Source organism: Mycobacterium sp. (genome assembly GCF_035314665.1).
Classification (GTDB): Bacteria; Actinomycetota; Actinomycetes; order Mycobacteriales; family Mycobacteriaceae; genus Mycobacterium.
In genome coordinates this window covers 1-22,701 of sequence record NZ_DATFZD010000444.1, presented here as the reverse complement: position 1 = coordinate 22,701, position 22,701 = coordinate 1, and the positions used below count along the sequence as shown (strand labels likewise).

Genomic DNA, 22,701 nt, shown 5'->3' with positions numbered 1-22,701 from the left:
CTGACCTAACAAAAAACACCAAAAAACTGGCATCAACAAAAAACAACCACACCCATGACACGGGACGCCACAAGCGCAGTCAAAAAAACAACAACAAAAACAAAACCACCAAACACACTATTGAGTTCTCAAACAACACCCTCCGACCGCGCAACAAGCCCCGCGGCTTTTGGCCGCTTACTCGCTGTGCGGACGACGAGGGACCCACCGAAGTGGAACTTCCCTCTGGGACATCGTCGCGCTCGACGGCCGGGCCGTGTCGCGACGACTCGATCAAGTTACGCGAGCGAAAACGCTGAGTCAAACAACCTGCTAGACGGCGCGTTCCAGCGCTCGCACTATCAAGGAACGCGCTCGACCCCGGCAATATTCCGCTTGCCGCGACGCAAGACCAGCCAGCGTCCGTACAGGAAGTCGCTCGGTCGGGGTGCCCACTCTTCGTCCTCGATCTTGGCGTTGTTGACGGACACGCCGCCCTCGGCGATCGTGCGTCGGGCCGCGCCCTTGCTCTGCGACAACCCACTGGCGACCAGGAGATCGATGATCCCGTCCGGCGACCCGGGCTTCAGCTCAGCTACCGAGGTCTCGCGTAGCGCGGCCGTCAGCGTGGACTCATCCAACCGAGTCAGTTCCCCGCGCCCGAACAACGCTTGGCTTGCGTGTTCAACGGCCTCAGTGGCGTGCTCGCCGTGCACGAGGGTGGTCAGTTCACGCGCCAATCGCCGTTGTGCCGCACGCTCGTGCGGCCGCGCGGCTGTGGCCTCCTCGAGTCCGGCCAATTCGTCGGCCGGCAGGAAGGTGAACCAGCGCAGGTATCGGATGACGTCGGCGTCGGCGGTGTTGACGAAGTACTGGTACCAGGCGTACGGAGTCGTCATCTCCGGGTCCAACCACACGTTGCCGCCGCCGGTGGACTTGCCGAACTTCGTGCCGTCGGCCGCGGTCACCAGCGGAACGGTGAGGGCATGCACGGAGGCTGCCAGCTTCTGACGCACCAAGCGCACCCCGGCGATGATGTTGCCCCACTGGTCGGATCCGCCGATCTGCAGCACACAGCGATGCCGTTGGTAAAGCTCCACGTAGTCGTTGGCCTGCAACAGCATGTAGCTGAACTCCGTGTAGGAGATCCCCTCGCCCTCCAGGCGCCGCCGGACGGTGTCTCGATCCAGCATGACGTTGACCGAGAAGTGCTTGCCGACGTCGCGCAGCAGCTCAATTGCTGACATCGCGCTGGTCCACTCGAGGTTGTTTTCGACGATGGCACCGGTAGGCGAGGCGTCGAAATCGACGAAGCGTTCCAACTGCCCGCGGATCCGCTCGGTCCATCCCTGGACGGTTTCGGCGGTGTTGAGCACCCGTTCGCCGGTCTCACGAGGGTCGCCGATCAGCCCGGTTGCGCCGCCGGCCAGAACGATGGGGCGGTGTCCGGCGCGCTGGAAGCGCCGCAGCGCTAACAGCGGCACCAGATGCCCGGCATGCAGGCTGGGCGCGGTGGGGTCGAATCCGGCGTACAGCGTGATCGGACCCCGGGCAGCCTCGGCGGCCAGCGCGTCAAGGTCGGTGGACTGTGCGATCAGTTCACGCCATTGCAGCTCGTCGAGGATGCTCATGCCCACAGCCATCATTTTGCGGCGTGCAAACTCCTGGGTTTAGTCGGGGGAGGAAAACGGCGCATGTTTCCTTTCGGGAGATGTCGGTGGTCCCGCCTATGTTGCCCGTGTGTGCAGATCTCGGTTGCTTCCCACCCGTGAGCAGGCGGCTGCGCTGGTCGGGCATTGTCGCCACGCCCGGTTTGTGTGGAATCTGGCTGTCGAGCAGCATCACCACTGGCAGCCCGGTCGCCAAGCCCCCGGTTACAACGAGCAGTGTGCTCAGTTGACTGCGGCTCGCGCCGAACATGACTGGCTCGCGGCAGGGTCACAGACCGTTCAGCAGCAGGCGTTACGGGACTTTGCGCAAGCGATGCGCAACTTCTTCAACGGCACTCACCGTCGTCCGAAGTGGCGTAAGGCCGGCAAGCACGAGGGATTCCGGCACGTCGGTGTCAAACCGCGCCACATTAAGCGGCTCAGCCGCCGCTACGGGCAGGTGTGGATACCCAAGGTCGGTTGGGTGCGGTTCCGCTGGACCCGCGAGATACCCGACACAGTGAAGTCCTATCGCGTCAATTTCGATCGGTCCGGGCGGTGGCACATCGCGTTTGCTGCTATCCCGCAACCAATCCCGGGACCCGGCGATGGCGGCGTAGTTGGCGTTGATCGCGGCGTCGCGGTGTCAGCTGCGCTGTCTACAGGCGAGTTGCTGCACGCCCCTGGCCTTAGCGCCGCCGAAACCGAGCGGCTGCGCCGACTGCAGCAGCGCTTTGCCCGAGCGCGCCGCGGATCTCATCGGCGAGTGAGGACAAGGCTGGCCATTGCCAGGTTGCGCGCCCGCGAAACAGATCGCCGCCGTGACTGGGTGGAAAAGACCACCACCGATTTGGCGCGTCGCTTCACGATCATCCGTGTCGAGGATCTGCATGTGCGTGCTATGACGCGGTCGGCGCGCGGTACTCGTGAATGCCCGGGCACCAACGTCGCGCAGAAACGGGGCCTCAACCGTGAGATCAGCCGCCACGGCTGGGGACTGCTGGTTGCCCGGCTCAAGCACAAAGCTGCGGGGCGGCTCGAATTCGTCCCAGCAGCGTTTACGTCGCAACGATGCTCCCGCTGCGGGCACATGGCGCCTGAAAACCGCAAGAGCCAAGCGGTTTTCCAGTGCGTCGCCTGCGGCGTGGGCCCGTGCAACGCTGACGTGAACGCCGCACGCAACATCGCCGCCGGACGGGCGGTGACAGCACGGAGAGACCTCGGCGCTGGCCAGTCTATGAACCGTGAACCTCAACTCTGTTCTCCTGCTGCCTAAGTGGAGCGGGGTTGGAATCCTCCGGCTCAAGCCGGCGGAGGACGTCAAAGATCCTCTCGCACTGACGCGGCGGCGCGGCGGGCGACCGGACGGCGCGTCGGATTTAGTCGCTGCCGCCGGGCGCCGGCGCTCGTGGACTGCGCCGGTAGGCCGAGACCTCCGCCCGGCCCGGCAGCCACAGCCGCCAGGGCCGGTCAGCGGCGTGGCTGATGCCGACCCGTGGACCTACGGCCGCCTCGAGGGTGTTGTTGAGCCTCAGCCGCACCGGACTGTCCGCGGCAAACAGGTCGACGCCGTTGTCGGACATGGTGATACCCAACGCCGAGCAAAGATTCCCCGGTCCGCGCGCCAGCGCGATGGTACGGATGGACGCACCGCGCCGCGACTGGGCGACGTCGAGCCCGGTCTCGATCGCAGCGGCCCTCAGCAACACCGCGGCGGCGACGCCGTCGGCAGCGCACACCACGTTTGCGCATACGTGGATGCCGTGGCTGCGGTAGGTGTAAAGCCGGCCCGGAGGTCCGAACATGATCGCACTGCGACCGGTGGGACCGCGATACGAATGGGCGGCGGCATCCGGCCACGGACCGTCGGGCACCCCGCCATAGGCCTCTACCTCGACGATCGTGGCGGTGACCCCGCGACCGGTGAGGGTGGCGCCGAGTAGTCGCTGCGCCGCTCCAACCGGATCGACCACGAGTTGGTCAGCGCCCATCGGAAAGATTCTGCCTGCGGCCCTTGACAGCTAGGCCGCAGGGGCGGATATTCATCCTATGATGACTTCATCACACGATGAATTATCCGCGAACGGCCAGGAAGCAGCCGTCGACATCAGCCACTTGCGGGTGATCCGCGGCAAACGCCCGGCGCTGCACGACTTCTCGGTTCGCATCGCCCGTGGCAGCGTCACCGGCCTGCTCGGTCCGTCGGGCTGCGGCAAGACCACGCTGATGCGTTGCATTGTCGGCACCCAGCTCATCGCCTCGGGCACGGTCCGGGTGCTCGGTCTGCCGGCCGGCTCGGCAACCCTGCGCAGGCGGATCGGGTACCTGCCTCAGGACCCGACGATCTACGACGACCTGCGCATCGTCGACAACGTCCGCTATTTCGCATCGCTTTACGGTTTCGACGGCCACGCCGCCGACTCCGCGATCGAGCGAGTGGGGCTTAGCGATCACAGCCCTGCCTACTGCGGCAATCTCTCCGGTGGTCAACGAACCCGGGTGTCGCTTGCGTGCGCGCTGGTGTCCCAGCCCGAGTTGCTCGTTCTGGACGAACCCACCGTGGGATTGGACCCGGTTCTGCGGGCAGATCTCTGGGAGCAATTCACCGAGTTGGCCCGCGGCGGCACCACGCTGCTCGTTTCCAGCCATGTGATGGACGAAGCCGACCACTGCGGAGACCTGTTGCTCATGCGCGACGGTCACTTGGTCGCGCAGACCACCCCGACCCGACTAAGAGAGGACACCGGATGCACGTCCCTGGAGCAGGCGTTTCTGTCCATCATCAGGGAAAGCACGAAGCGCCAAGCCGGGTAGGACTGCACGGGAATCTCAAACCGTACCGCGCCACCACGTTACGGATCCTGCGCCAGCTGGCCGCCGATCCCCGCAGCATCGCGATGATTCTGGCGGTGCCGGTACTGGTTATCACGTTGATGTACTTCATGTTTGAAAACGCCCCGCACCGTCCGGGCGCACCAACGCCGTTCAACAATGCCTGCCTGATCCTGCTCGGCCTCTTCCCACTTTTCGTGATGTTCATCATCACGGCCATCACGATGCAGCGGGAACGCGCATCGGGGACGTTGGAGCGCATTCTGACCACCCCGTTGCGTCGACTGGACCTGCTAATCGCTTATGGCACAGCCTTTTCTATCGCCGCTGCGGTGCAAGCCACCTTGGCCTGCATTGTGGCGTTTTGGCTCCTCGGGTTCGACACCGCGGGCAGCCCGGCATGGGTGTTCGTCATCGCGGTCGTCAACGCGGTGCTCGGCGTCGGCCTCGGACTGCTCTGTAGTGCCTTCGCCCGCACCGAGTTTCAGGCGGTGCAGTTCATCCCGCTGGTGATGGTGCCTCAGCTGCTGCTGGCCGGCATCATCGTCCCGCGCGCGCTGATGCCGGACTGGCTGCAATGGCTCAGCAACGTGCTACCCGCCAGCTACGCGCTGGAAGCGCTGCAACAGGTGGGCGCGCATTCGGAGCTGACGTCCGTCGCGGTGCGCGACATCATCGTGGTGTTGGGGTTTGCGCTCGCCGCGCTGTGCCTGGCCGCAGCCACCCTGCGCAGACGGACACCTTAGCGTGACGGCCACCAACACCGGGCGCAGAAGGCCCGGACGACCAGCGGGAAGTTCAGATACCCGGGATCGGATCCTGGCCAGCGCGAGAGACCTATTCGCCCGCAATGGGATTGCGAATACGTCGATACGCGCAGTAGCGGCGGCGGCCGGCGTCGATTCTGCGTTGGTGCATCATTACTTCGGCACCAAGGAAAAGCTATTCGCGGCGGCGGTTCACATCCCGATCGACCCGATGGCCGTAATCGGCCCTTTGCGCGAAGTGCCCGTCGAGGAGCTCGGTTACAAGCTGCCTTCAATGTTATTGCCGCTGTGGGATTCCGAGATCGGTGCGGGTTTCATCGCCGCGCTGAGGTCGGTATTGACGGGCTCCGAGGTGAGTCTTTTCCGCTCGTTCATCCAAGAAGTGATCGCAGTCGCGATCGGGCCGCGTATTGACAGTCCCTCGGGCAGCGCGATGATCCGGATCCAGTTCGTCGCCTCGCAGTTGATCGGCGTCGTGATGGCCCGCTACATCCTGGAATTGGAGCCATTCAAGTCGCTTCCGGCTGAGCGGATCGCGCAGACTATCGCGCCGAATTTGCAGCGCTACTTCACCGGGGATCTTCCGGACCTGCTTGCGCCATAAGCCGGGCGTGTTCGTCGTCGTCGACGTCGTGGGCCTCGTCGACCAGCAGCACCGGGATGCCGTCTTCGATCCGGTAGGCGCGCCGCAGCCGCGGGTTGTAGAGCACATCCCCAGCCAGCACTAGCGGGCCTTGGTCGGCCGGGCAAACCAGGATGTCCAACAGCGCTTCGTCAATCATGTTGGCCTCAATTGTCAATGCGCACCGGACATCTCGGTCCGTGCCGCGCCCGTCAACCGTCGGAACTGGCTGGCGTACGCATCGAAATACCAAGCGTGCCGTCCCGGCTTGGGAATCCCGGCCGCTCGCAAGGGGCTGACTGTCGGACGATAGGTGGCGCTCAGCGTCATCTCCCCCACCACGTGCACGATGTCGGGGCCCAACCCGAAGGGCATGGCCGCCACCGCCTCGGTGAGATCCGCCGCTGTGATCGTGGCGCCCGGCCGCAACGTCACCGCCGTCACTGCGACTTGGTGACCGTCCATCGGGACGCCATAGGTCACCGCGAGATCGACCGCCGGAATGAGCCCGATCGCGTCGGTGATCGGGTCGCAGAACACAATGCCGCGGGTGGTGCGCACGGTCGAGCCGCGCCTGCCCACCAACCAGAAGTCGCCGTCGGCGTCGCGACGGAACAGGTATTCGGTGGAGATCCAGGTGTCGGCGGGAGCGAACACGCCACGTTTGACCGACGCGGTCGGATCGATGGGTCCGCGCGGCTCGGCGAGTAGCACACCCACCTCGTTGGGGTCCGGAACCCGGACCAACCCACGGTCGGTTTCCAGGATCAGGTCATGTTCGGCGTCGTAGGCGCCCAGTTCGATATGCCCGGCGCCGGGCAACGGCCGGCCCTGACTGCCGATCTTGGCGCCCGACACGTTGGCCAGCACCGCATGCCCGTCGGTGGTCGCGAAGAACTCCACGACACGCGCCGGGGCGAACACGTCGACGATTCGCTGCCACAATCCGGTCGGCATACCCGAGCCGATGAACAACCGCACCGGGTGACTGCCGCGCAATGCGAAATCCGGATCGTCGATGACATCGCGGAGCATGGCCCACGTGTAGGAGACGACGGTGACGCCGTACTGGTGCAATTCGGCGACGAACCGGTCCGGCTGCAGGCCGCGCGACAACGCGATGCGGGCACCGCCAACCACCGCACCGCCGAGGCTGACCAGTAGCCCGGACTCGTGATGCAGCGGCGTCAGGCAGTACACGGTGTCGTTGCGGCCTAACGCCGCGGTCGAGGCGGTGCCGAACGCCGAGAGCGCCCAGCGGTAGTTGGTGATCTGCTTGGCCACGAGTTGCCCGCCGGCGGTGCTGAACGCGATGAACGCCAGATCCCGCGCGTAGCCCGGGTTGGCCCGGTACCAGGCCGGCAGCTCCACGGCGTCGGGGTCGATCTGTTCCATGTCGATGACGCCGGCGTCGTCGGACAGATGCAGGTCGCGGGACTCACCGCCACCGAGGACAAGGATCTGCCCGGGCAGTTGCCGCGCGGTCTCGAGATTGGTTGGGTCGGTGATGATCTCGCTCACTCCGCCGAGCCGGACCGCTGCGGTCAGGTCGACGTCGGGCTTCAACAGGACGGCGACGGCGCCCAACCGCGACAGCGCGGCGATGGCCACCAGCGCGCTTGGCCGGGTTTCCATCAAAACGCCGACGTGTTCGCCCTGACGCACCCCGACTTCGATGAGGCCGCGCACGACGTTGTCGATGCGCCGGTTCACCGCCTCGTAGGTGTGCACGCGCCCGTCGAAGAGCAGGAACTCACCGTTCGGCGCATCGCTGGCTTGTTCGGCGATGATCCGGCCAAGCGAGATCCGGGTGTGGTCGTTGATCTGGCCCAGTCGAGCCAGCCGGGGCAACGTTCGGACGGTCTCAACGGCCAATGTTCGCATCGACTTGTTCGCTGCGACGACGGCGTCGGCCGCACCGCGGGCGAGTGTCAGCGCCACCTCCGATGCCTCACCCAGGCCGTGAATCACCCGCGCACTCAACGCAACGCCGCGATCCTCGTGCTCCTCCGGCTGATCGGCCATCGGGAAGATGTCGGTGGGCTTGTCGCCGTGACCGGAGATCCATAGCACCCAATCGGCGACGGTTGGCCAAGACTCTTGTGCCGCTTTGGATCCGACGACCAGCCCGAAGTGACCCGTACGCACCGAGTACTCGTAAACCTCGGCGTTGGGCGCGGCGCGCCGGATACCGCGCACCGCGGCGGGCTGGCCGATGTCGTCGACTTCGCCGACGAAAGCCAGTACGGGACAGGTGATATCGGTCAGCGTCACCAATTGGCCGTTGATGGCGAAACCGCCGGTCATCATCCGGTTGTGTGCGACGAACTGCTTGAGCAGCTCGGAGATCGCCGGGCCGGACCACGCGATCCAGCCTTCTGACTCCAGGAATCGGCGCTGGGCCTCCCTTGGCAGCAGCGCCTCACGGTCGTGCAGCTGGCGCACGAAATCGACCCGCGCTTTGGCGGTCTTGAGCGGATCGAGCATCTGAAAGCCGGCGCGCGCCAACCAGCCTGGGATATCCAACCGGTTGAAGACGTGGTCGGCCATGAAATTGGCAACACCGGGAGCAATGTTGGGCGGAAGGCCCATCGGCAGCGCGGCCAGGGTGTCTACCGGCGAGCCGAACGTCACAATGCTGGCGATGCTTTTCGAACGCCGGTAGGCCGCCGCCTGGTAGCAGAACATCCCGCCCTGCGAATAGCCGACCAGGTGCACATCCTGACCGGTGATGTCTGCGGTCAGGTCGAGCGCCTCGCTCAGCGCGACGATGTGATCGGCCAGATTCCGGCGCATACCACCCTCGACCTTGTCGGGTGAGCCGAAGTCGATGACCCAGGGATCGAGCCCGGCGGCGTGCAGGATGCCGACGGCCCCGTCCTCCCGGGTGACATCCCACATGTTCGCCGACATCATCATCGGGTGCACCAGCAGCACCGGCGGCCCCGCCTGGGGGTGCCCCGGCCGACTGTCCGGTGGGAAGTACCGTCGAAGCTTGTACATCGGCGCGCTCTCGACAACCTGGGACGGCGACGGAGAGTTGCCGGTTTCCAGCCCGCCGAGGCGCAGGACTTCCAGGCCGTTCTGCGCCGTGGCCATCAGACGCTCGACCGGTCGCGTGACCGCTGAAAAATTCAGATCCATGCCGCCGCTCCCCTTTAAACCTGAGACGTTTCTGTGCTGCTTGTGGGCCTGACAGCGTGGTCATCATGGCACATCGCAAAGGGTGGGCCCGCAGCTTTGAACACGGCGCCAGTGCGTTCGCCAGCCTAGCGGCGATCGCGAGCGCGGCTGGAAGCCGGGCGAAGCGGGTCGCCGCCATCAGCACGGTCGCTCGCCGGTTCGCCCGGATCGCCCACGTAAGGTCTGGACGGTGGCACACCTGCTGGGCGCCGAGGCCGTGCACCTGGAGTATCCGACTCAGGTGGTCTTCGACTCGTTGACCATCGGAGTAAGCGACGGCGACCGGATCGGCATCGTGGGCCGAAACGGCGACGGCAAGTCCAGTTTGCTGGGTTTGCTCACCGGTCGGGTGCGTCCGAATTCCGGGCGGGTGACGCAGCGCAGCGGACTACGGGTCGGCGCGCTCAGCCAGGCCGACATCCTGGATTCGCGCAGCACGGTGGGATCGACGCTGGTCGGCGACCGGCCCGAGCACGAATGGGCCGGTAATCCGCATATCCGCGACGTTGTCGGCGGATTGGTCGCCGACATCGGCTGGGACGCGACGATCGGCACACTCAGCGGTGGCCAGCGGCGCCGGGTCCAGCTGGCCGCGCTGCTGGTCGGCGATTGGGATGTCGTTGCCCTGGACGAGCCGACCAACCACCTCGACATCCAAGGCATCACCTGGCTGGCCGGTCACTTGCGCCAGCGCTGGGCCCGTAACAGTGGTGGCCTGCTGCTGGTGACCCACGACCGGTGGTTCATCGACGAGGTGGCTACGACGACGTGGGAGGTGCACGACGGGATCGTCGAGCCGTTCGAGGGCGGCTACGCCGCATATGTCTTGCAGCGAGTCGAGCGGGACCGGCGGGCCGCCGTCGCCGAGGCCAAGCGGCAGAACCTGATGCGCAAGGAGCTGGCCTGGCTTCGCCGCGGCCCGCCCGCGCGAACGTCGAAACCAAAGTTCCGGATCGATGTGGCTAACCAGCTGATCGCCGACGTACCGCCGCTGCGCAACACCGTCGAGTTGGCGAAACTCGCCACCGCGCGGCTCGGCAAGGACGTCGTCGACCTGCTCGACGTGTCGGTCTCGTTCGACGGGCAACCCGTGCTGCGCAATATCGAATGGCGAATCGGCCCCGGAGAACGCAGCGGCATCGTCGGCGCCAACGGCGCCGGCAAGTCCACCCTGCTCGGACTGATCACCGGCGCCGTGCAACCCGACAGCGGAAAAGTCAAGCGCGGCAAGACTGTTCGCTTGGGTATCCTCGACCAACGAGGCGACGAGCTGGCGCCGTTGGGGGGCGAACGGGTCGCCGACGTGCTGGGCCGGCTGCGCAGCGATTATCACGTCGACGGCCGCGAGGTCACTCCTGCCCAGTTGCTGGAGCGGCTCGGGTTCGCCGGCGGCCAGCTTTCGGCGCGGGTCGCAGACCTATCCGGCGGCCAACGCCGCCGGCTGCAGCTGATGCTGACGCTGCTGGCCGAGCCCAATGTGCTGCTACTCGACGAACCCACCAACGATGTCGACACCGACATGCTGGCGGCCACCGAAGACTTGCTCGACTCGTGGCCGGGCACATTGATCGTCGTCTCGCACGACCGCTACCTGCTCGAACGTGTCACCGATCAGCAGTACGCGATCCTCGATGGCCGGCTGCGACATCTGCCGGGGGGTGTCGACGAATACCTGAGGCTGGCCGCGCAGGCGGCCACAACGCGTGCCGCAACGTCGGCCACCGGAACCTCTCGGCCGCAAGCGATTTCGGGAGCGGAATTGCGCGCCACCGAGAAGGAGATCGCTGCAATTGATCGCAGGCTGGCGCGGCTAGCCGACCAGATCGCAGCCAAGCATCAGGACCTCGCGGAGCATGACCAATCCGACCACGTCGGAATCACCCGGCTCACCGAGGAATTGCGCGACCTGGAAGGCGACGTCGCCGAACTGGAGAGCCGTTGGCTGCAACTCTTGGAAGTATTCGAGTGAGCTTGTGCGCGCTCAGCCATCGAGCTCGCCGAGGTGTTCGGCATCACCAGTGTCGCCGAAGGCGTCGGGGATCAGGAAACGGCGCAAAGACTCAGGGAATTCGGCTGCGACGCCATCCAGGGAAACTTCCTCTGCCGTCCGTTGCCTGCTCGCGAAATTCCCCACGTCCCGGCAACTCCGGTGCTCACGGCACCGCGGAGACTTGCTTGACCTCAACGGTCAAGCCCGGCCAGGGCCGCAGGGCGGCGAAGTTGCGTGCCCTGATCCGCTGAGAAGGCAGAAGCAACGTAGTCCTGGCCACCAGCCGGGCCAGCATGACCGTCATCTCGGTGGTGGCCATCGCCGATCCCACGCACCGATGCAGGCCCGCACTGAACGGGATGAACTCGTGCGGCGCCGGCCGATGATAGTGCTCAGAGTCAGGATCCCACCGCTGCGGACGAAACTCTTCAGGGTCGGCCCACACGTCGCTGATCCGGTGGGTCACATACGCGCTGAATATCAGCGTTCGCCCAGCCCGAATCCGGTGCCCGTCAAATTGGATGTCACGTTTAGCTTTTCGGGCCGAGATCACTCCAGGGCTGTACAGCCGCAGCGTCTCCTGCACGACTCCATTGAGGTAGGTCAGCGCCCCGATGTTCCGCGCGCTCGGTGGCCCGGCGTCTAAGACCCCGGCAACCTCAGCGGCTGCGCTGTCCCAGGCGCCCGGAATAGTCAGCAGTGCATAGATGGCCCACGCCAGGGCGCCGCTGGTGGTTTCGTAACCGGCGGCGATCAGCCAAACGACTTGGTCACGAATCTCGTTGGGGGTCAATGGCTGCCCGTCATCTGGGCGTCCGGTAATCAACGTGGTTAGCAGGTGATCGTCGGGACGGGGATGGATGCTCGCGTCGGCCACCTGGCGGTCCACGAAGTCGTCGATGCGAGCCCGCGCCGCCATTGCCCGCCGCCACCCGGGTGATCTGATCAACTGTTGGGCTCGCATCACCTGAGGTGGGCGATGCGTCAGCGCAAGCAGGGGTTGCAATTGGTCACCGAGAAAGTCGGCATGCTCGGCGATTCGTGAGCCGAAGAGGGATTCAGCGATGCTCCGCCGCACCGCGGCACGCAACGAGTCGTATATGTCGATTCGCTGCCCGGGCTGCCAGCGGTCGATGACCGCGTCGACGTTGGCGGCGATGATCGGCACGTAGTCGCCGACCTGTCGGCGATGCAGGGCCGGGGCGACGGCACTGCGCCGGCGACGGTGATCGGCTCCGTCACTGACCACCAATGCCGTCGGGCCGTCGACCGGGACGAGAACCTGAAATGCTTCCTGCCAGCTGAACGCGTCGGCATTGGCGAAGACGAACCTGTTCGCCTCGGGTCCGAGCAGATATGTGTAGCCCAGTCCCGCTATCCCGGAATTGATCACCGGGCCGCGCCGCCGATACAACGCCAGCAATGCTTCGCCCGGCGGGTACCGGACCGCCCGGCGCGTTCGGTCCCGCATGCCGACCTCCTACCGGCTCAGCTGTTGCCGAAGTCGTTCGGCGACAGCCCGGACCGCCTCGAGTTGCGCGGAGACGCGTTCCGGCGCGGTTCCGCCCCGCGCGTCGCGCGATGACACCGAGCCCTCGATGGTGAGCACTTCTCGCACTTCGGGGGTCAAGTCGCTGCTGACGGCGACCAGCTCGTCGTCGGTCAACTCCTCCAGGCCGACCCCGCGCTCCTCGGCGACCCGCACCGCCGCGCCCGCCGACTCGTGGGCGTCCCGGAACGGAACACCTTGGCGCACCAGCCATTCGGCGATATCCGTGGCGAGCGTGTATCCCGCCGGGGCGAGCGCCGCCATCCGGTCTGTGTCGAAGGCCAGGCTGCCTACCAGTCCGGCCATCGCCGGCAGCAGCAGCTCCAACTGCGCGACCGAGTCGAAGACCGGCTCTTTGTCTTCCTGCAGGTCCCGGTTGTACGCCAGCGGCTGAGCCTTCAGCGTGGCCAGCAGCCCGGCGAGGTTGCCGATCAACCGCCCGGATTTGCCGCGAGCCAGCTCGGCGATGTCGGGGTTCTTTTTTTGCGGCATGATCGAGCTGCCGGTCGACCACGAGTCATGCAAGGTCACGTACCCGAATTCGGTTGAGCTCCAGATGATGATATCTTCGGCGAGCCGCGACAGATCGACACCGATCATCGCGAAAACAAACGCCGCCTCGGCGGCGAAATCCCTTGCTGCAGTGGCGTCGACGGAGTTCTCTGCTGCTGTTGCGAAGCCGAGCCGTTCGGCGATCGCGTCCGGGTCGAGCCCCAGCGACGAACCGGCCAGCGCCCCGGAACCATAGGGGGACACCGCGGTGCGCTCGTCAAGGTCGACGATCCGGTCGACGTCGCGCAGCAGCGGGTGGGCGTGGGCAAGTAAATGGTGTGCCAGCAGGATCGGCTGAGCCGACTGCAGGTGCGTCTTGCCGGGCATGATGGCCCTCGGGTGAGCGGCGGCCTGCGCCGCCAATGCACCGACAACGTCGAGCGCACCGGCTGCGACTCGTCGTATCGCGTCACGCAGCCACATCCGAAACAGCGTGGCCACCTGATCATTTCGTGAGCGGCCGGCCCTGAGCCGACCGCCCAGGTCGGAACCGACGCGCTCGATCAGTCCGCGTTCCAGCGCGGCATGCACGTCCTCGTCGATGACCAGCGGGCCGAAGCTGCCGTCGGCGACGTCCTCGGCGAGGCTGTCCAGCCCGGCCAGCAGCCCGTCGCGCTGCTCTTCGGTGAGTAATCCGGCCTGGAACAGCACCACGGTGTGCGCCCTGGACGCGGTGATGTCGTAGGGCGCCAGCACCCAGTCGAAGTGGGTGGATTTACTCAGCGCGGCCAGTGCTTCGGACGGGCCGTCGGCGAACCGCCCGCCCCACAGCGATCCTTCGTTGGTGGTCATGTTTAGTCGGTGGCGCGATCTCGTCGCGCAGCTAGCTTCGACGACAGGCCGTGGATCTGCACAAAACCACGCGCGGCGGTCTGATCAAAGGTGTCGCCCTCGTCGTAGGTGGCCAGGTTGAAGTCATACAGCGATTCCGCGCTGCGCCGACCGTTGACGGCAATGTGGCCGCCGTGCAATACCATTCGGATTTCGCCGGACACATGCTCCTGGGTTTTGGCGACGAAGGTTTCCAGCGCCGCCTTCAAGGGCGAGAACCACAATCCGTCGTAAACCAGCTCCGCCCAGCGTTGGTCGGTGTGCCGTTTGAACCGCCCCAGCTCACGCTCGAGCGTGACGTGTTCGAGCTCGGTGTGCGCGGTGATCAGCACCATCGCCCCCGGTGCCTCGTAGATTTCGCGGCTCTTGATACCTACCAACCGGTCTTCGACTACGTCGAGCCGTCCGACTCCTTGCGCGCCGCCGCGGGCGTTGAGTTCCTCGATCGCCTGTAGCACCGACACCGGTTTTCCGTCGATCGATACCGGTACGCCGCGCTCGAATCCGATGATCACCTCGTCGGGGGTGTTCCAGTTAACGGTGGGATCTTCGGTGTAGGAATAGACGTCCTTGGTCGGCGCGTTCCACAGGTGTTCCAAAAAGCCCGTTTCGACCGCCCGCCCCCAGACGTTCTGGTCGATCGAGAATGGTGAGCGCTTGGTGACATTGATAGGTATGGCGTTCTCTTCGGCGAAAGCGATGGCCTTCTCCCGGGTCCACGCGTAGTCGCGCACCGGTGCCAGTACCTCCAGATCAGGTGCGAGCGAGGCGAATCCAACTTCGAAGCGCACCTGGTCGTTGCCCTTGCCGGTACAGCCGTGCGCTACGATCCCGCCACCGTGCTCGCGAGCGGCCGCGACCAGATGCTTGGCAATGAGCGGTCGGCTGATCGCCGACACGAGCGGGTAGCGGTCCATGTACAGCGCATTGTTCAAGATGGTCGGCAGGCAGTAGCCCTCCGCGAACTCGTCGCGGGCGTCGACGACGACCGCTTCGACGGCGCCGCAGTCCAGCGCCCGCTGGCGCACCACCTCCATGTCCTCACCGCCCTGGCCCAGATCGATCGCGACCGCGACGACCTCCCGGCCGGTCTCCTTGCCGATCCAGCTGATCGCCACCGAGGTGTCCAAACCGCCGGAATACGCCAAGATGACGCGCTCGGACATGAATTGATCTCCTTGTTTCGCCGGTTATTTAAGGTCTTGGAGCACGGTTGCCAGCTCAGCGCCGCTCATCGGTTCGCGGGCCGCTACGAAGATGGTGTCATCGCCGGCGATCGTTCCGACGACGTACGGCAGGGCTGCCCGGTCGATGGCGCTGGCCAAGTAGTCGGCCGCGCCGGGCGGGGTGCGCAGCACGGCGAGGTTTCCGCTGGCGTCGGTAGACACCAGCAGCTCGCTGAGCAGCCGCGACAGCCGTGTTGTGCCGCCGGATACCCCGCGCAGGGGGCTGCCGTCCTCGGGCACCATGTAGACGCCAACCCCGCCGTCGGCGCCGCGCAGCTTCACCGCGCCGAGCTCCTCGAGATCCCGCGACAGGGTGGCCTGGGTGACCTCGATACCGTCGGCGGCGAGCAGCGCGGCCAACTCGCTCTGGCTGCGCACCTCGGCCGACGACAGGGTCGCCACGATGCGAGCCTGCCGGGCGGCCCGGGTGATTTCGGTTGTGGTCTTCGACCCGCTGCGCGTCATCTCGACTGCTCCAAAAGCCACACCAGCAGCGCCTTTTGCGCATGCAGCCGGTTCTCGGCCTCGTCCCACACCGCGCTGTGCGGCCCGTCGATCACGTCGTCGGTGATCTCGTGACCTCGGTGCGCTGGAAGGCAGTGCAGCACAACAGCTTCAGAGTTAGCCAAGGAGAGTAGCCCGGCGTTGAGCTGGAAAGGACGGAACGGCCGCACCCGATCCAGTCCGTCGTCCTCCTGCCCCATCGACGTCCAGGTGTCGGTCGCCAGCACGTCGGCGCCCGACGCGGCAGCGGCGGGGTCCGTGGTGACCGTCACCGAGGCGCCGGTGTCCGCGGCGCGCCGCTCGGCGGCGGCGACCACCGATGGGTCGGGGGCAAAGCCGTCAGGAGCGGCGATCGTCACGTCCATGCCGGCGGTGACACCGCCGAGCATCAGCGAGTGCGCCATGTTGTTGGCGCCATCGCCGAAGTACGACATGCTCAACCCGCGCAGGGATCCAATGCGTTCGGCGACGGTCTGCAGATCGGCAAGCACCTGGCACGGGTGGAATTGGTCGGAGAGCGCGTTGACGATCGGCACCGTCGCGGTTTCGGCCATCGCGGCGAGCCGGGCTTGCCCGTAGGTCCGCCAGACGATGGCATCGACATAGCGGGACAACACTTTCGCGGTGTCCTGCAGGGTCTCCTCCCGGCCCAACTGGGTGCTGCGGCCGTCGACCACCACGGCGTGCCCGCCGAGCTGGGCGATCCCGACCTCGAACGAAAACCGGGTGCGGGTGGAGTTCTTGTCGAAGATGACGGCGACGCCGCGCGGACCCTCCAGGGGGCGGCGGCTGAACGGATCCTTCTTCAGCTCGACAGCCAGCGCCAGCACTTCGGCTTGTTCGTCTGGCGACAGGTCGTCGTCGCGCAGAAAGTGGCGGGTCATCGTGTCCCCTCAGCGGTATCCAGGATGCCCGGCAGCGCAGTGACGAAGGTGTCGATCTGGTGTTCGGTGATGATCAACGGCGGCGCCAACCGAATGACGTTGGGTGCGGCGGCGTTGACCAGGAAACCGGCGGCACGAGAGGCGATCTCGGTTTCCTTCGCGGCCGGGGCACTGAGCACCACCCCACACAGCAAGCCACGGCCGCGGACATGGTCGATCAGCGGATGACCAAGCGATTCGATGCCTTGGCCCAACGTTTTTCCGAGGACTTCGGCGCGTCGCACCAAATCTTCGCTGGCTAGTACCCGCAGCACCGCCCGAGCCGCCGCCGCACAGATTGGGTTGCCGCCAAAGGTGCTGCCATGCAGACCGGGTGTGAGCAGTCGCGCGGCCGGGCCAACCGCCAGGCATGCCCCGATCGGCAGTCCACCTCCGAGGCCTTTGGCGAGCGTCACCACGTCGGGGGTGATGCCGTCGTGCTGATGGGCGAAAAACGCACCGGTGCGGCCCATTCCGGTCTGCACCTCGTCGAGAACCAACAGCGCGCCATGGCGGGCGGTGATGTCGCGGGCCGCCGCGAGGTAGCCGTCGGGCGGGACGACAACACCGATCTCCCCCATGATCGGCTCGAGGAACACGGCGGCGGTGTCGTCGCCGACCGCAGCGTCCAGGGCCGCGGTGTCGCCGTATGGCACGTGTGTGACGTCACCGGGCAGCGGTGCAAACGGTGCCTGCTTGGTTGGTTGGCCTGTCAGCGCCAGCGAGCCCATCGTCCTGCCGTGAAAAGCTTCCTGGGCGGCAACCAGTTTCGTGCGCCCGGTCAGCCGGGAGAGTTTGAACGCCAGCTCGTTGGCCTCGGTGCCGGAGTTGCAGAAGAACACCCGCGCCTCGGCGTCGCAGCCAAGCAAGCCGACCAGCGCTTCGGCCAGCGCGATGCCCGGTTCGGCGGCATACAGGTTAGAGGTGTGCCCCAGCGTTGACATTTGCCGCGTGACGGCGTCGATCACGGCTGGGTGACGGTGTCCCAGGACGTTGACGGCGATGCCGCCAAGCAGATCCAGGTAGGACTTCCCGTCCACATCGGTGACCACGGCGCCGTCTCCGCTGGCCAATGCCACCGGCGGGATGCCGTAGTTGTCCATCATCACCGCGGACCACCGCTGCTGCATCCTCTCGGTGCGGGTCACGCGCTCACCACCTTCGTGCCGGTGCCCTCGTCAGTGAACAATTCCACCAGCACGCAATGCTCGACGCGGCCGTCGATGATGTGCGCGCTGGGTACGCCGCCACCGACAGCGCGCAGACATGCCTCGATCTTGGGGATCATCCCGGTCTCCAATGTCGGCAGCAGCTGTGCCAATGTGGCAGTGTCGATTTCGGTGACCAGCGAATCACGCTCGGGCCAGCGGGTGTATAGACCTTCGATGTCGGTGAGCATCAGCAGCTTTTCGGCTCCCAATGCTTCGGCCAGCGCCGCCGCTGCGGTGTCGGCGTTGATGTTGTGCACGACGCCGTCGCTGTCTGGCGCCAGCGTCGAGACCACCGGGATGCGTTGCGCCGCAATAAGGTCAAGCAACGCCGCGGTGTTGACATGGTCGACGTTGCCCACCAGCCCGATGTCAGTGGGCACACCGTCGACGGTGACACTGCGCCGGACCGCCGTGAACAGGTGTGCGTCCTCGCCGGTGATGCCGACCGCATAGGGTCCGTGCGCGTTGATCAGGTTGACCAACTCGCGGCCCACCTGACCGAACAACACCATTCTGGCCACGTCGAGCACTTCCGGTGTGGTGACCCGGAAGCCGCCCTTGAAGTCACCGGAGATCCCGAGCCGCTCCAACATTGCGCTGATCTGAGGCCCGCCGCCATGCACGACGACCGGGTGGATCCCGCAGTTACGCAAGAACGCCATGTCGGCGGCGAACGCGGACCGCAGCGTGTCGTCGGTCATCGCGTTGCCGCCGTATTTGATCACCACGATCTTGCCGTGCAATTGCTTGAGCCACGGCAGGGCCGCAGCCAGCACCTGGGCCTTCGCTTGCGTGGGCAACGCGCCGGTAGTCATGAACTGTAGGCCGAATTCTCTTCGACATAGCCGTGAGACAGGTCGGTGGTGCGGATGGCCGCCTGGCCGTTGCCCATTTTGAGGTCGATCAGGACGTCGATGTCCTCGCCGGACAGGTCCACCTGACGCGCACCCGCTTCTCCGACGCCTTCGACGAACACCGCAGAACCGTTGAACGACACGGTGATCCGGTCCGGGTTGAGCGTGAACGGCGCCATACCGACCGCCGCGAGCACCCGGCCCCAGTTGGGATCGGAACCGAATAACGCGGTCATGACCAGGTTGTCGCGGGCGACCATCCGGGCGACCGAGACTGCGTCGTCGTCGGTGGCGGCGCCCGTCACGGTCACGGTGATCCGCTTGGTGACGCCTTCGGCGTCGGCCTGCAGCTGAGCGCACAGGTCATCGCAGACGCGCAGCACCGCGTCGTCGAGATCGGTTTGGGACGGCACGATCTCGCTTGCGCCCGAGGCCAGCAGCAGCACCGTGTCGTTGGTCGAGGTGCAGCCGTCGATGTCGAGGCGGTCGAAGGTCCGCGCGGCGGCCCGGCGCAGCGCGTCCTCGAGCGCGCCGGACTCCGCGACCGCATCGGTGGTGAGCACGCACAACATGGTCGCCAGCGACGGCGCCAACATCCCGGCGCCCTTGGCCATCCCGCCAACGGTCCACTTGTCCGGATGGTGCAGCGCAACCTGTTTGGGCACGGTGTCGGTGGTCATGATGGCCCGCGCGGCCTCTTCTCCGCCGCCCAGCCCGCCGGCCATCTCGTGCACGACGTGACCGACCCCGGCGAGAACCTTGTCCATCGGCAGCCGGTCGCCGATCAATCCTGTTGAGCAGACGGCGACTTCGATCGCACCGGTCTCGGTGCCCCAGTCCGACAGCGCGGCCGCAACAGCTTCGGCGGTGGTGTGGCTGTCCTGGAAGCCGGCCGGCCCGGTGCACGCGTTGGCGCCGCCGGAGTTCAGGATCACCGCCCGCAGCCGGCCGGTCATCAGCACCTGCTGTGTCCACAGCACAGGTGCCGCCTTGACCTGATTGCGGGTGAACACGCCGGCGGCCGCAAGGTCCGGGCCTTCGTTGAACACCAGCGCCAGGTCTAATGCACCCGAGGCTTTGATGCCGGCGGCGATCCCGGCGGCGCGGAAACCGGCCGGGGCCGTCACTCCCTGGGCACGCACCAGAGGGGCCGCATCGGTGAGGTCGGTCACGGCGCCACCCCGACCACCGAAAGGCCTTCGGTCTCCGGCCAACCCAGCGCCAGGTTCATCGACTGGACGGCGGCGCCGCCCGTGCCCTTGACCAGATTGTCGATCGCCGCGATGGCGATGAAGGTGGACGCGTCCTCGTCGACCGCGACCGCGATGTGCGCGGCGTTGCAGCCGATCACCGAGCCGGTACGCGGCAGCTGTCCTTCAGGCAGAAGGTGAACGAAAGGCTCAGCGTGGTAAGCCTTTTCGTAGGCCGCGCGCAACTGAGACAACGGTGACTGGGTAAGGGCACTACACGTCGCCAGGATTCCGCGCGAGGTCGGGATGAGCACCGGTGTGAACGACACGGTGACATCCCGGTCGGTAGCCTGCTTCAGCCCCTGAACGATTTCGGGGGTGTGCCGGTGTGCGCCGGCGATGTTGTAAGCCCGCGCCGAACCGATCACCTCCGAACCGAGCAGGTCGGTCTTCGCGGCGCGGCCGGCGCCGGAGGTGCCGCTGACCGTGACGACGGTGACGGCGGGATCGACGAGGTCGGCGGCCAGCGCCGGAAAAAGCGCCAACAGCGCGGCCGTCGGATAGCAGCCCGGTACCGCGATGCGCCGGGCGTCGCGCAGCGCGTCCCGCGCGCCGGGCAGCTCCGGTAGCCCGTAAGGCCAGGTGCCGGCGTACTGCGAGCCGTAGAAGCGCTCCCACGCGCCCGCGTCAGTCAGACGGAAATCTGCACCGCAATCCACCAACAGCGTCTGGGCGCTGAGCTGTTGCGCTAACACCGCCGAGTGCCCATGCGGAAGCGCGAGGAAAACCACGTCATGGCCATCCAGTACCTCGACCTCGGTGGGCTCGAGTACTCGCTGGGCCAGCGGTAACAGGTGCGGGTGATGGTCGGCCAGCGTGCTGCCGGCACTCGCGGCAGCGGTCAGCGCACCGATCGTCAGCCGCCCGTCATGGTAAGCCGGATGCCCGAGCAGCAACCGCAGGATTTCGCCGCCTGCATAGCCACTGGCGCCCGCCACCGCCACGATTGTCATGACGGCAATACTGCATGACTATGCATGTTCTTGCAAACTAATGCTGGGCTCTCTAGCGTGTTCGCGCCACAGCTGCGGCGGGCATGTCCGCCTGACATCCTTGCTCCGGAGGCTGACTTGCTCGCCGGGCTTTTCAGTGCGGGATTCTGATAGCCGCTTTTCTGGGGTTGCCTTCTGAGCTGATTTGAGGCATCTGTACCGGTGAGGTCAGCCTGGGTGTTCGTGCCCAGGCTGACCACACCCGGGGCCACTCGACACTTTGTTCGACACGCTTTAGGTACGCAGCACCGCCCCGAGCCGCTCGGCGGCACACCGCACGGCCGCGTCGCGGGCCGCGCTGGCCTCGTCTTCAGTGAGCGTGCGATCGGCCGCACGGAACCGCAGCGCGAACGTCAGCGACTTGCGGCTTTCCCCGAGCTGCGGGCCGGTATAGACGTCGAAGAGCCGAACATCCTCGAGCAATTCCCCCGCACCGTCGCGGACCGCGTCTTCCACCGTCTGCGCTGCGACGTCCATGTCAACGACGAGGCTGACGTCCTGGAATACCGCGGGAAACGGCGAAACCCGCGGCGCCGCCAACGATTCGACGATCGGCATCGCGTCAAGGTTCAGTTCGACCGCGCACGTACCCTTGGGCAGCCCGGACCGCTCGATCACCGCCGGATGCAGTTCACCCGCATGCCCGACCAGTCCGTCGCCGACCAGCACCTCGGCGCACCGGCCGGGATGCCAGGGCAGATGCTGGGCGGCCCGCAGCACCACCTCAATTCCGCTGGCACGCGCGACGGTTCGGACCGCCTCGAACGCGTCGGCCGCTTCGGCGCGCCGGCCCTCACCCCAGGGGCCGCGCGGTTCCCGCAGCCCGGTCAACACCGCGGCGACGTGCTCTGGTTGGCGCGGCAGCGACCCGTCGAGCTGGGCGACTTCCTCGTCGGTGGGACGCCGGTCCACCGGGATCAGCCCGGCGCGCTTGGTCTGTGCGGTTGGCTGCACCACCTGCGCGATGGCGAACAGCGCCACGTCGACGATGCCGCGGGACACGTTGCGCGCCAGCGCCTCCAGCAGCCCCGGCAGCAGCGTGGTGGCCAGATGCGGCCGATCGGCCTCCAGCGGGTTGAGCACCTGCGTGGTGCTGCGTCGCGGATCATCGGCGGGCAGGCCCCAGGCGTCGAATACGCCGGCCGGGAGAAACGGCGTTGGCAGGACCTCCACGTAGCCCGACAGCGCCAGCGACTTGCCGATCGCGCGGCGACGGCGCTGTTTGGCCGACAGGCCCCGCCCGGCCGGCGCGGACGGCAGCACCGATGGAATGAGTTCCAGCCCCTCCAGCCGCAGCACCTCTTCGACCAGGTCGGCCGGCTGCAGTAGGTCTGGCCGCCAGCTGGGCGGTGTCACGGTCAGCGTTTCGTCATCACCGGTCACCGCGGCGCCGATCTGCGTCAGCCGCCGGACTGTCGTGCCTGGCCGATAGCTCACCCCGGCCGTGCGGTCCGGCAGGTCGGCCGCGATCGGGATCGGCGGTAGCGACCAGTCGTCTCGCGGCGGGTCGCCCCGCCAGTCGGTCAGCTTTTCCGACACCACGCCGCCGGCGATATCGGCGAGCAATCCGGCGCAGCGGTCCAGCGCCGCCACCGAGATTGCCGGGTCGACCTCACGCTCGTAGCGGCGGGCGGCCTCGCTGGGCAGGTGCAGCCGTCGTGCGGTGCGGGACACCGCCGCCGGATCCCACACCGCGGCCTCCAGCAGCACGTCGGTCGAGTCGTCGCGCATCTCGGTGCTGCCCGACCCCATCACGCCGCCGATCGCGGCGGTCGCGACGTCGTCGA

21 protein-coding genes are annotated in these 22,701 nt (G+C 66.5%); 7 read left to right on the top strand and 14 right to left on the bottom strand.

The window, feature by feature from the left end; translation table 11 throughout:
* Positions 1-299: hypothetical protein (locus tag VKI00_RS32505; RefSeq protein ID WP_324447405.1), on the top strand; the 299-nt coding region annotated here is incomplete at its 5' end.
* 42 nt (positions 300-341) lie between these two features.
* Here VKI00_RS32505 and tyrS read toward each other — a convergent pair.
* Positions 342-1,610: a tyrosine--tRNA ligase gene (gene tyrS / locus VKI00_RS32500; protein ID WP_414687354.1), complete on the bottom strand. Its 1,269-nt coding sequence runs from the start codon at positions 1,608-1,610 to the stop codon at positions 342-344.
* 109 nt (positions 1,611-1,719) lie between these two features.
* On the opposite strand from tyrS, the gene VKI00_RS32495 reads away from it, so the two are divergent.
* Positions 1,720-2,904 carry a transposase gene (locus VKI00_RS32495; protein WP_324447403.1) on the top strand — a complete coding sequence of 395 codons (1,185 nt, stop codon included), beginning with the start codon at positions 1,720-1,722 and terminating at the stop codon, positions 2,902-2,904.
* A gap of 103 nt (positions 2,905-3,007) precedes the next feature.
* On the opposite strand, the gene VKI00_RS32490 is transcribed toward VKI00_RS32495, so the two are convergent.
* On the bottom strand, positions 3,008-3,619 hold the full coding sequence (locus tag VKI00_RS32490; RefSeq protein ID WP_324447402.1) for a DNA-3-methyladenine glycosylase: 612 nt from the start codon (positions 3,617-3,619) through the stop codon (positions 3,008-3,010).
* 58 nt (positions 3,620-3,677) lie between these two features.
* On the opposite strand from VKI00_RS32490, the gene VKI00_RS32485 reads away from it, so the two are divergent.
* Genes VKI00_RS32485 through VKI00_RS32475 form a run of 3 tightly spaced genes read left to right on the top strand, consistent with a single transcriptional unit; the run spans position 3,678 to position 5,831 of the window.
* Entirely contained in the window at positions 3,678-4,442 is a 765-nt protein-coding gene (locus VKI00_RS32485) for an ABC transporter ATP-binding protein (protein ID WP_324447401.1), read from the top strand.
* The gene (locus VKI00_RS32480; RefSeq protein WP_324447400.1) at positions 4,376-5,206 is read left to right on the top strand and encodes an ABC transporter permease; all 831 of its coding nucleotides are present in this window, start codon (positions 4,376-4,378) and stop codon (positions 5,204-5,206) included. The genes VKI00_RS32485 and VKI00_RS32480 overlap by 67 nt, the downstream gene beginning before the upstream one ends.
* 1 nt (position 5,207) lies before the next feature.
* Positions 5,208-5,831, top strand: coding sequence for a TetR/AcrR family transcriptional regulator (locus VKI00_RS32475; RefSeq protein ID WP_324447399.1), 624 nt, complete (start codon positions 5,208-5,210; stop codon positions 5,829-5,831).
* On the opposite strand, the gene VKI00_RS32470 is transcribed toward VKI00_RS32475, so the two are convergent.
* Both VKI00_RS32470 and VKI00_RS32465 read right to left on the bottom strand, forming a co-directional pair.
* A complete protein-coding gene (locus tag VKI00_RS32470) occupies positions 5,797-6,009 on the bottom strand; it encodes a Trm112 family protein (RefSeq protein ID WP_324447398.1) in 213 nt (70 codons plus the stop codon). The two genes, VKI00_RS32475 and VKI00_RS32470, sit on opposite strands and share 35 nt — an antisense overlap.
* A gap of 14 nt (positions 6,010-6,023) precedes the next feature.
* A complete protein-coding gene (locus VKI00_RS32465; RefSeq protein WP_324447397.1) occupies positions 6,024-8,993 on the bottom strand; it encodes an acyl-CoA synthetase in 2,970 nt (989 codons plus the stop codon).
* A 229-nt stretch (positions 8,994-9,222) separates the two neighbouring features.
* Here VKI00_RS32465 and VKI00_RS32460 point away from each other — a divergent pair, with 229 nt between their 5' ends.
* The gene (locus VKI00_RS32460) at positions 9,223-11,001 is read left to right on the top strand and encodes an ABC-F family ATP-binding cassette domain-containing protein (protein ID WP_324447396.1); all 1,779 of its coding nucleotides are present in this window, start codon (positions 9,223-9,225) and stop codon (positions 10,999-11,001) included.
* 18 nt (positions 11,002-11,019) lie between these two features.
* Positions 11,020-11,211: an EAL domain-containing protein gene (locus VKI00_RS32455; protein ID WP_324447406.1), complete on the top strand. Its 192-nt coding sequence runs from the start codon at positions 11,020-11,022 to the stop codon at positions 11,209-11,211.
* On the opposite strand, the gene VKI00_RS32450 is transcribed toward VKI00_RS32455, so the two are convergent.
* The 10 genes from VKI00_RS32450 to VKI00_RS32405 all read right to left on the bottom strand — a co-directional run.
* Positions 11,186-12,493 (bottom strand): cytochrome P450, encoded by a 1,308-nt coding sequence (locus VKI00_RS32450; RefSeq protein ID WP_324447395.1) that lies wholly within the window; start codon positions 12,491-12,493, stop codon positions 11,186-11,188. The genes VKI00_RS32455 and VKI00_RS32450 overlap by 26 nt on opposite strands.
* Before the next feature lie 9 nt (positions 12,494-12,502).
* Complete coding sequence (gene argH / locus VKI00_RS32445; protein ID WP_324447394.1) at positions 12,503-13,915, bottom strand: argininosuccinate lyase; 1,413 nt, start codon at positions 13,913-13,915, stop codon at positions 12,503-12,505.
* A 2-nt stretch (positions 13,916-13,917) separates the two neighbouring features.
* Positions 13,918-15,120: an argininosuccinate synthase gene (locus tag VKI00_RS32440; protein WP_324447393.1), complete on the bottom strand. Its 1,203-nt coding sequence runs from the start codon at positions 15,118-15,120 to the stop codon at positions 13,918-13,920.
* Between the two features lie 24 nt (positions 15,121-15,144).
* Positions 15,145-15,645, bottom strand: coding sequence for an arginine repressor (locus tag VKI00_RS32435; protein ID WP_324447392.1), 501 nt, complete (start codon positions 15,643-15,645; stop codon positions 15,145-15,147).
* On the bottom strand, positions 15,642-16,568 hold the full coding sequence (gene argF / locus VKI00_RS32430; protein ID WP_324447391.1) for an ornithine carbamoyltransferase: 927 nt from the start codon (positions 16,566-16,568) through the stop codon (positions 15,642-15,644). Before argF ends, VKI00_RS32435 begins: the two co-directional genes overlap by 4 nt.
* A complete protein-coding gene (locus VKI00_RS32425) occupies positions 16,565-17,755 on the bottom strand; it encodes an acetylornithine transaminase (RefSeq protein ID WP_324447390.1) in 1,191 nt (396 codons plus the stop codon). Before VKI00_RS32425 ends, argF begins: the two co-directional genes overlap by 4 nt.
* On the bottom strand, positions 17,752-18,633 hold the full coding sequence (argB, locus tag VKI00_RS32420; RefSeq protein ID WP_324447389.1) for an acetylglutamate kinase: 882 nt from the start codon (positions 18,631-18,633) through the stop codon (positions 17,752-17,754). Before argB ends, VKI00_RS32425 begins: the two co-directional genes overlap by 4 nt.
* The gene (gene argJ, locus VKI00_RS32415) at positions 18,630-19,844 is read right to left on the bottom strand and encodes a bifunctional glutamate N-acetyltransferase/amino-acid acetyltransferase ArgJ (RefSeq protein ID WP_324447388.1); all 1,215 of its coding nucleotides are present in this window, start codon (positions 19,842-19,844) and stop codon (positions 18,630-18,632) included. The genes argB and argJ overlap by 4 nt, the downstream gene beginning before the upstream one ends.
* Positions 19,841-20,875 carry an N-acetyl-gamma-glutamyl-phosphate reductase gene (gene argC, locus VKI00_RS32410; RefSeq protein WP_324447387.1) on the bottom strand — a complete coding sequence of 345 codons (1,035 nt, stop codon included), beginning with the start codon at positions 20,873-20,875 and terminating at the stop codon, positions 19,841-19,843. The genes argJ and argC overlap by 4 nt, the downstream gene beginning before the upstream one ends.
* Positions 20,876-21,148: 273 nt before the next feature.
* On the bottom strand, positions 21,149-22,701 hold a 1,553-nt coding region (locus tag VKI00_RS32405; protein ID WP_324447386.1), incomplete at its 5' end, for a phenylalanine--tRNA ligase subunit beta.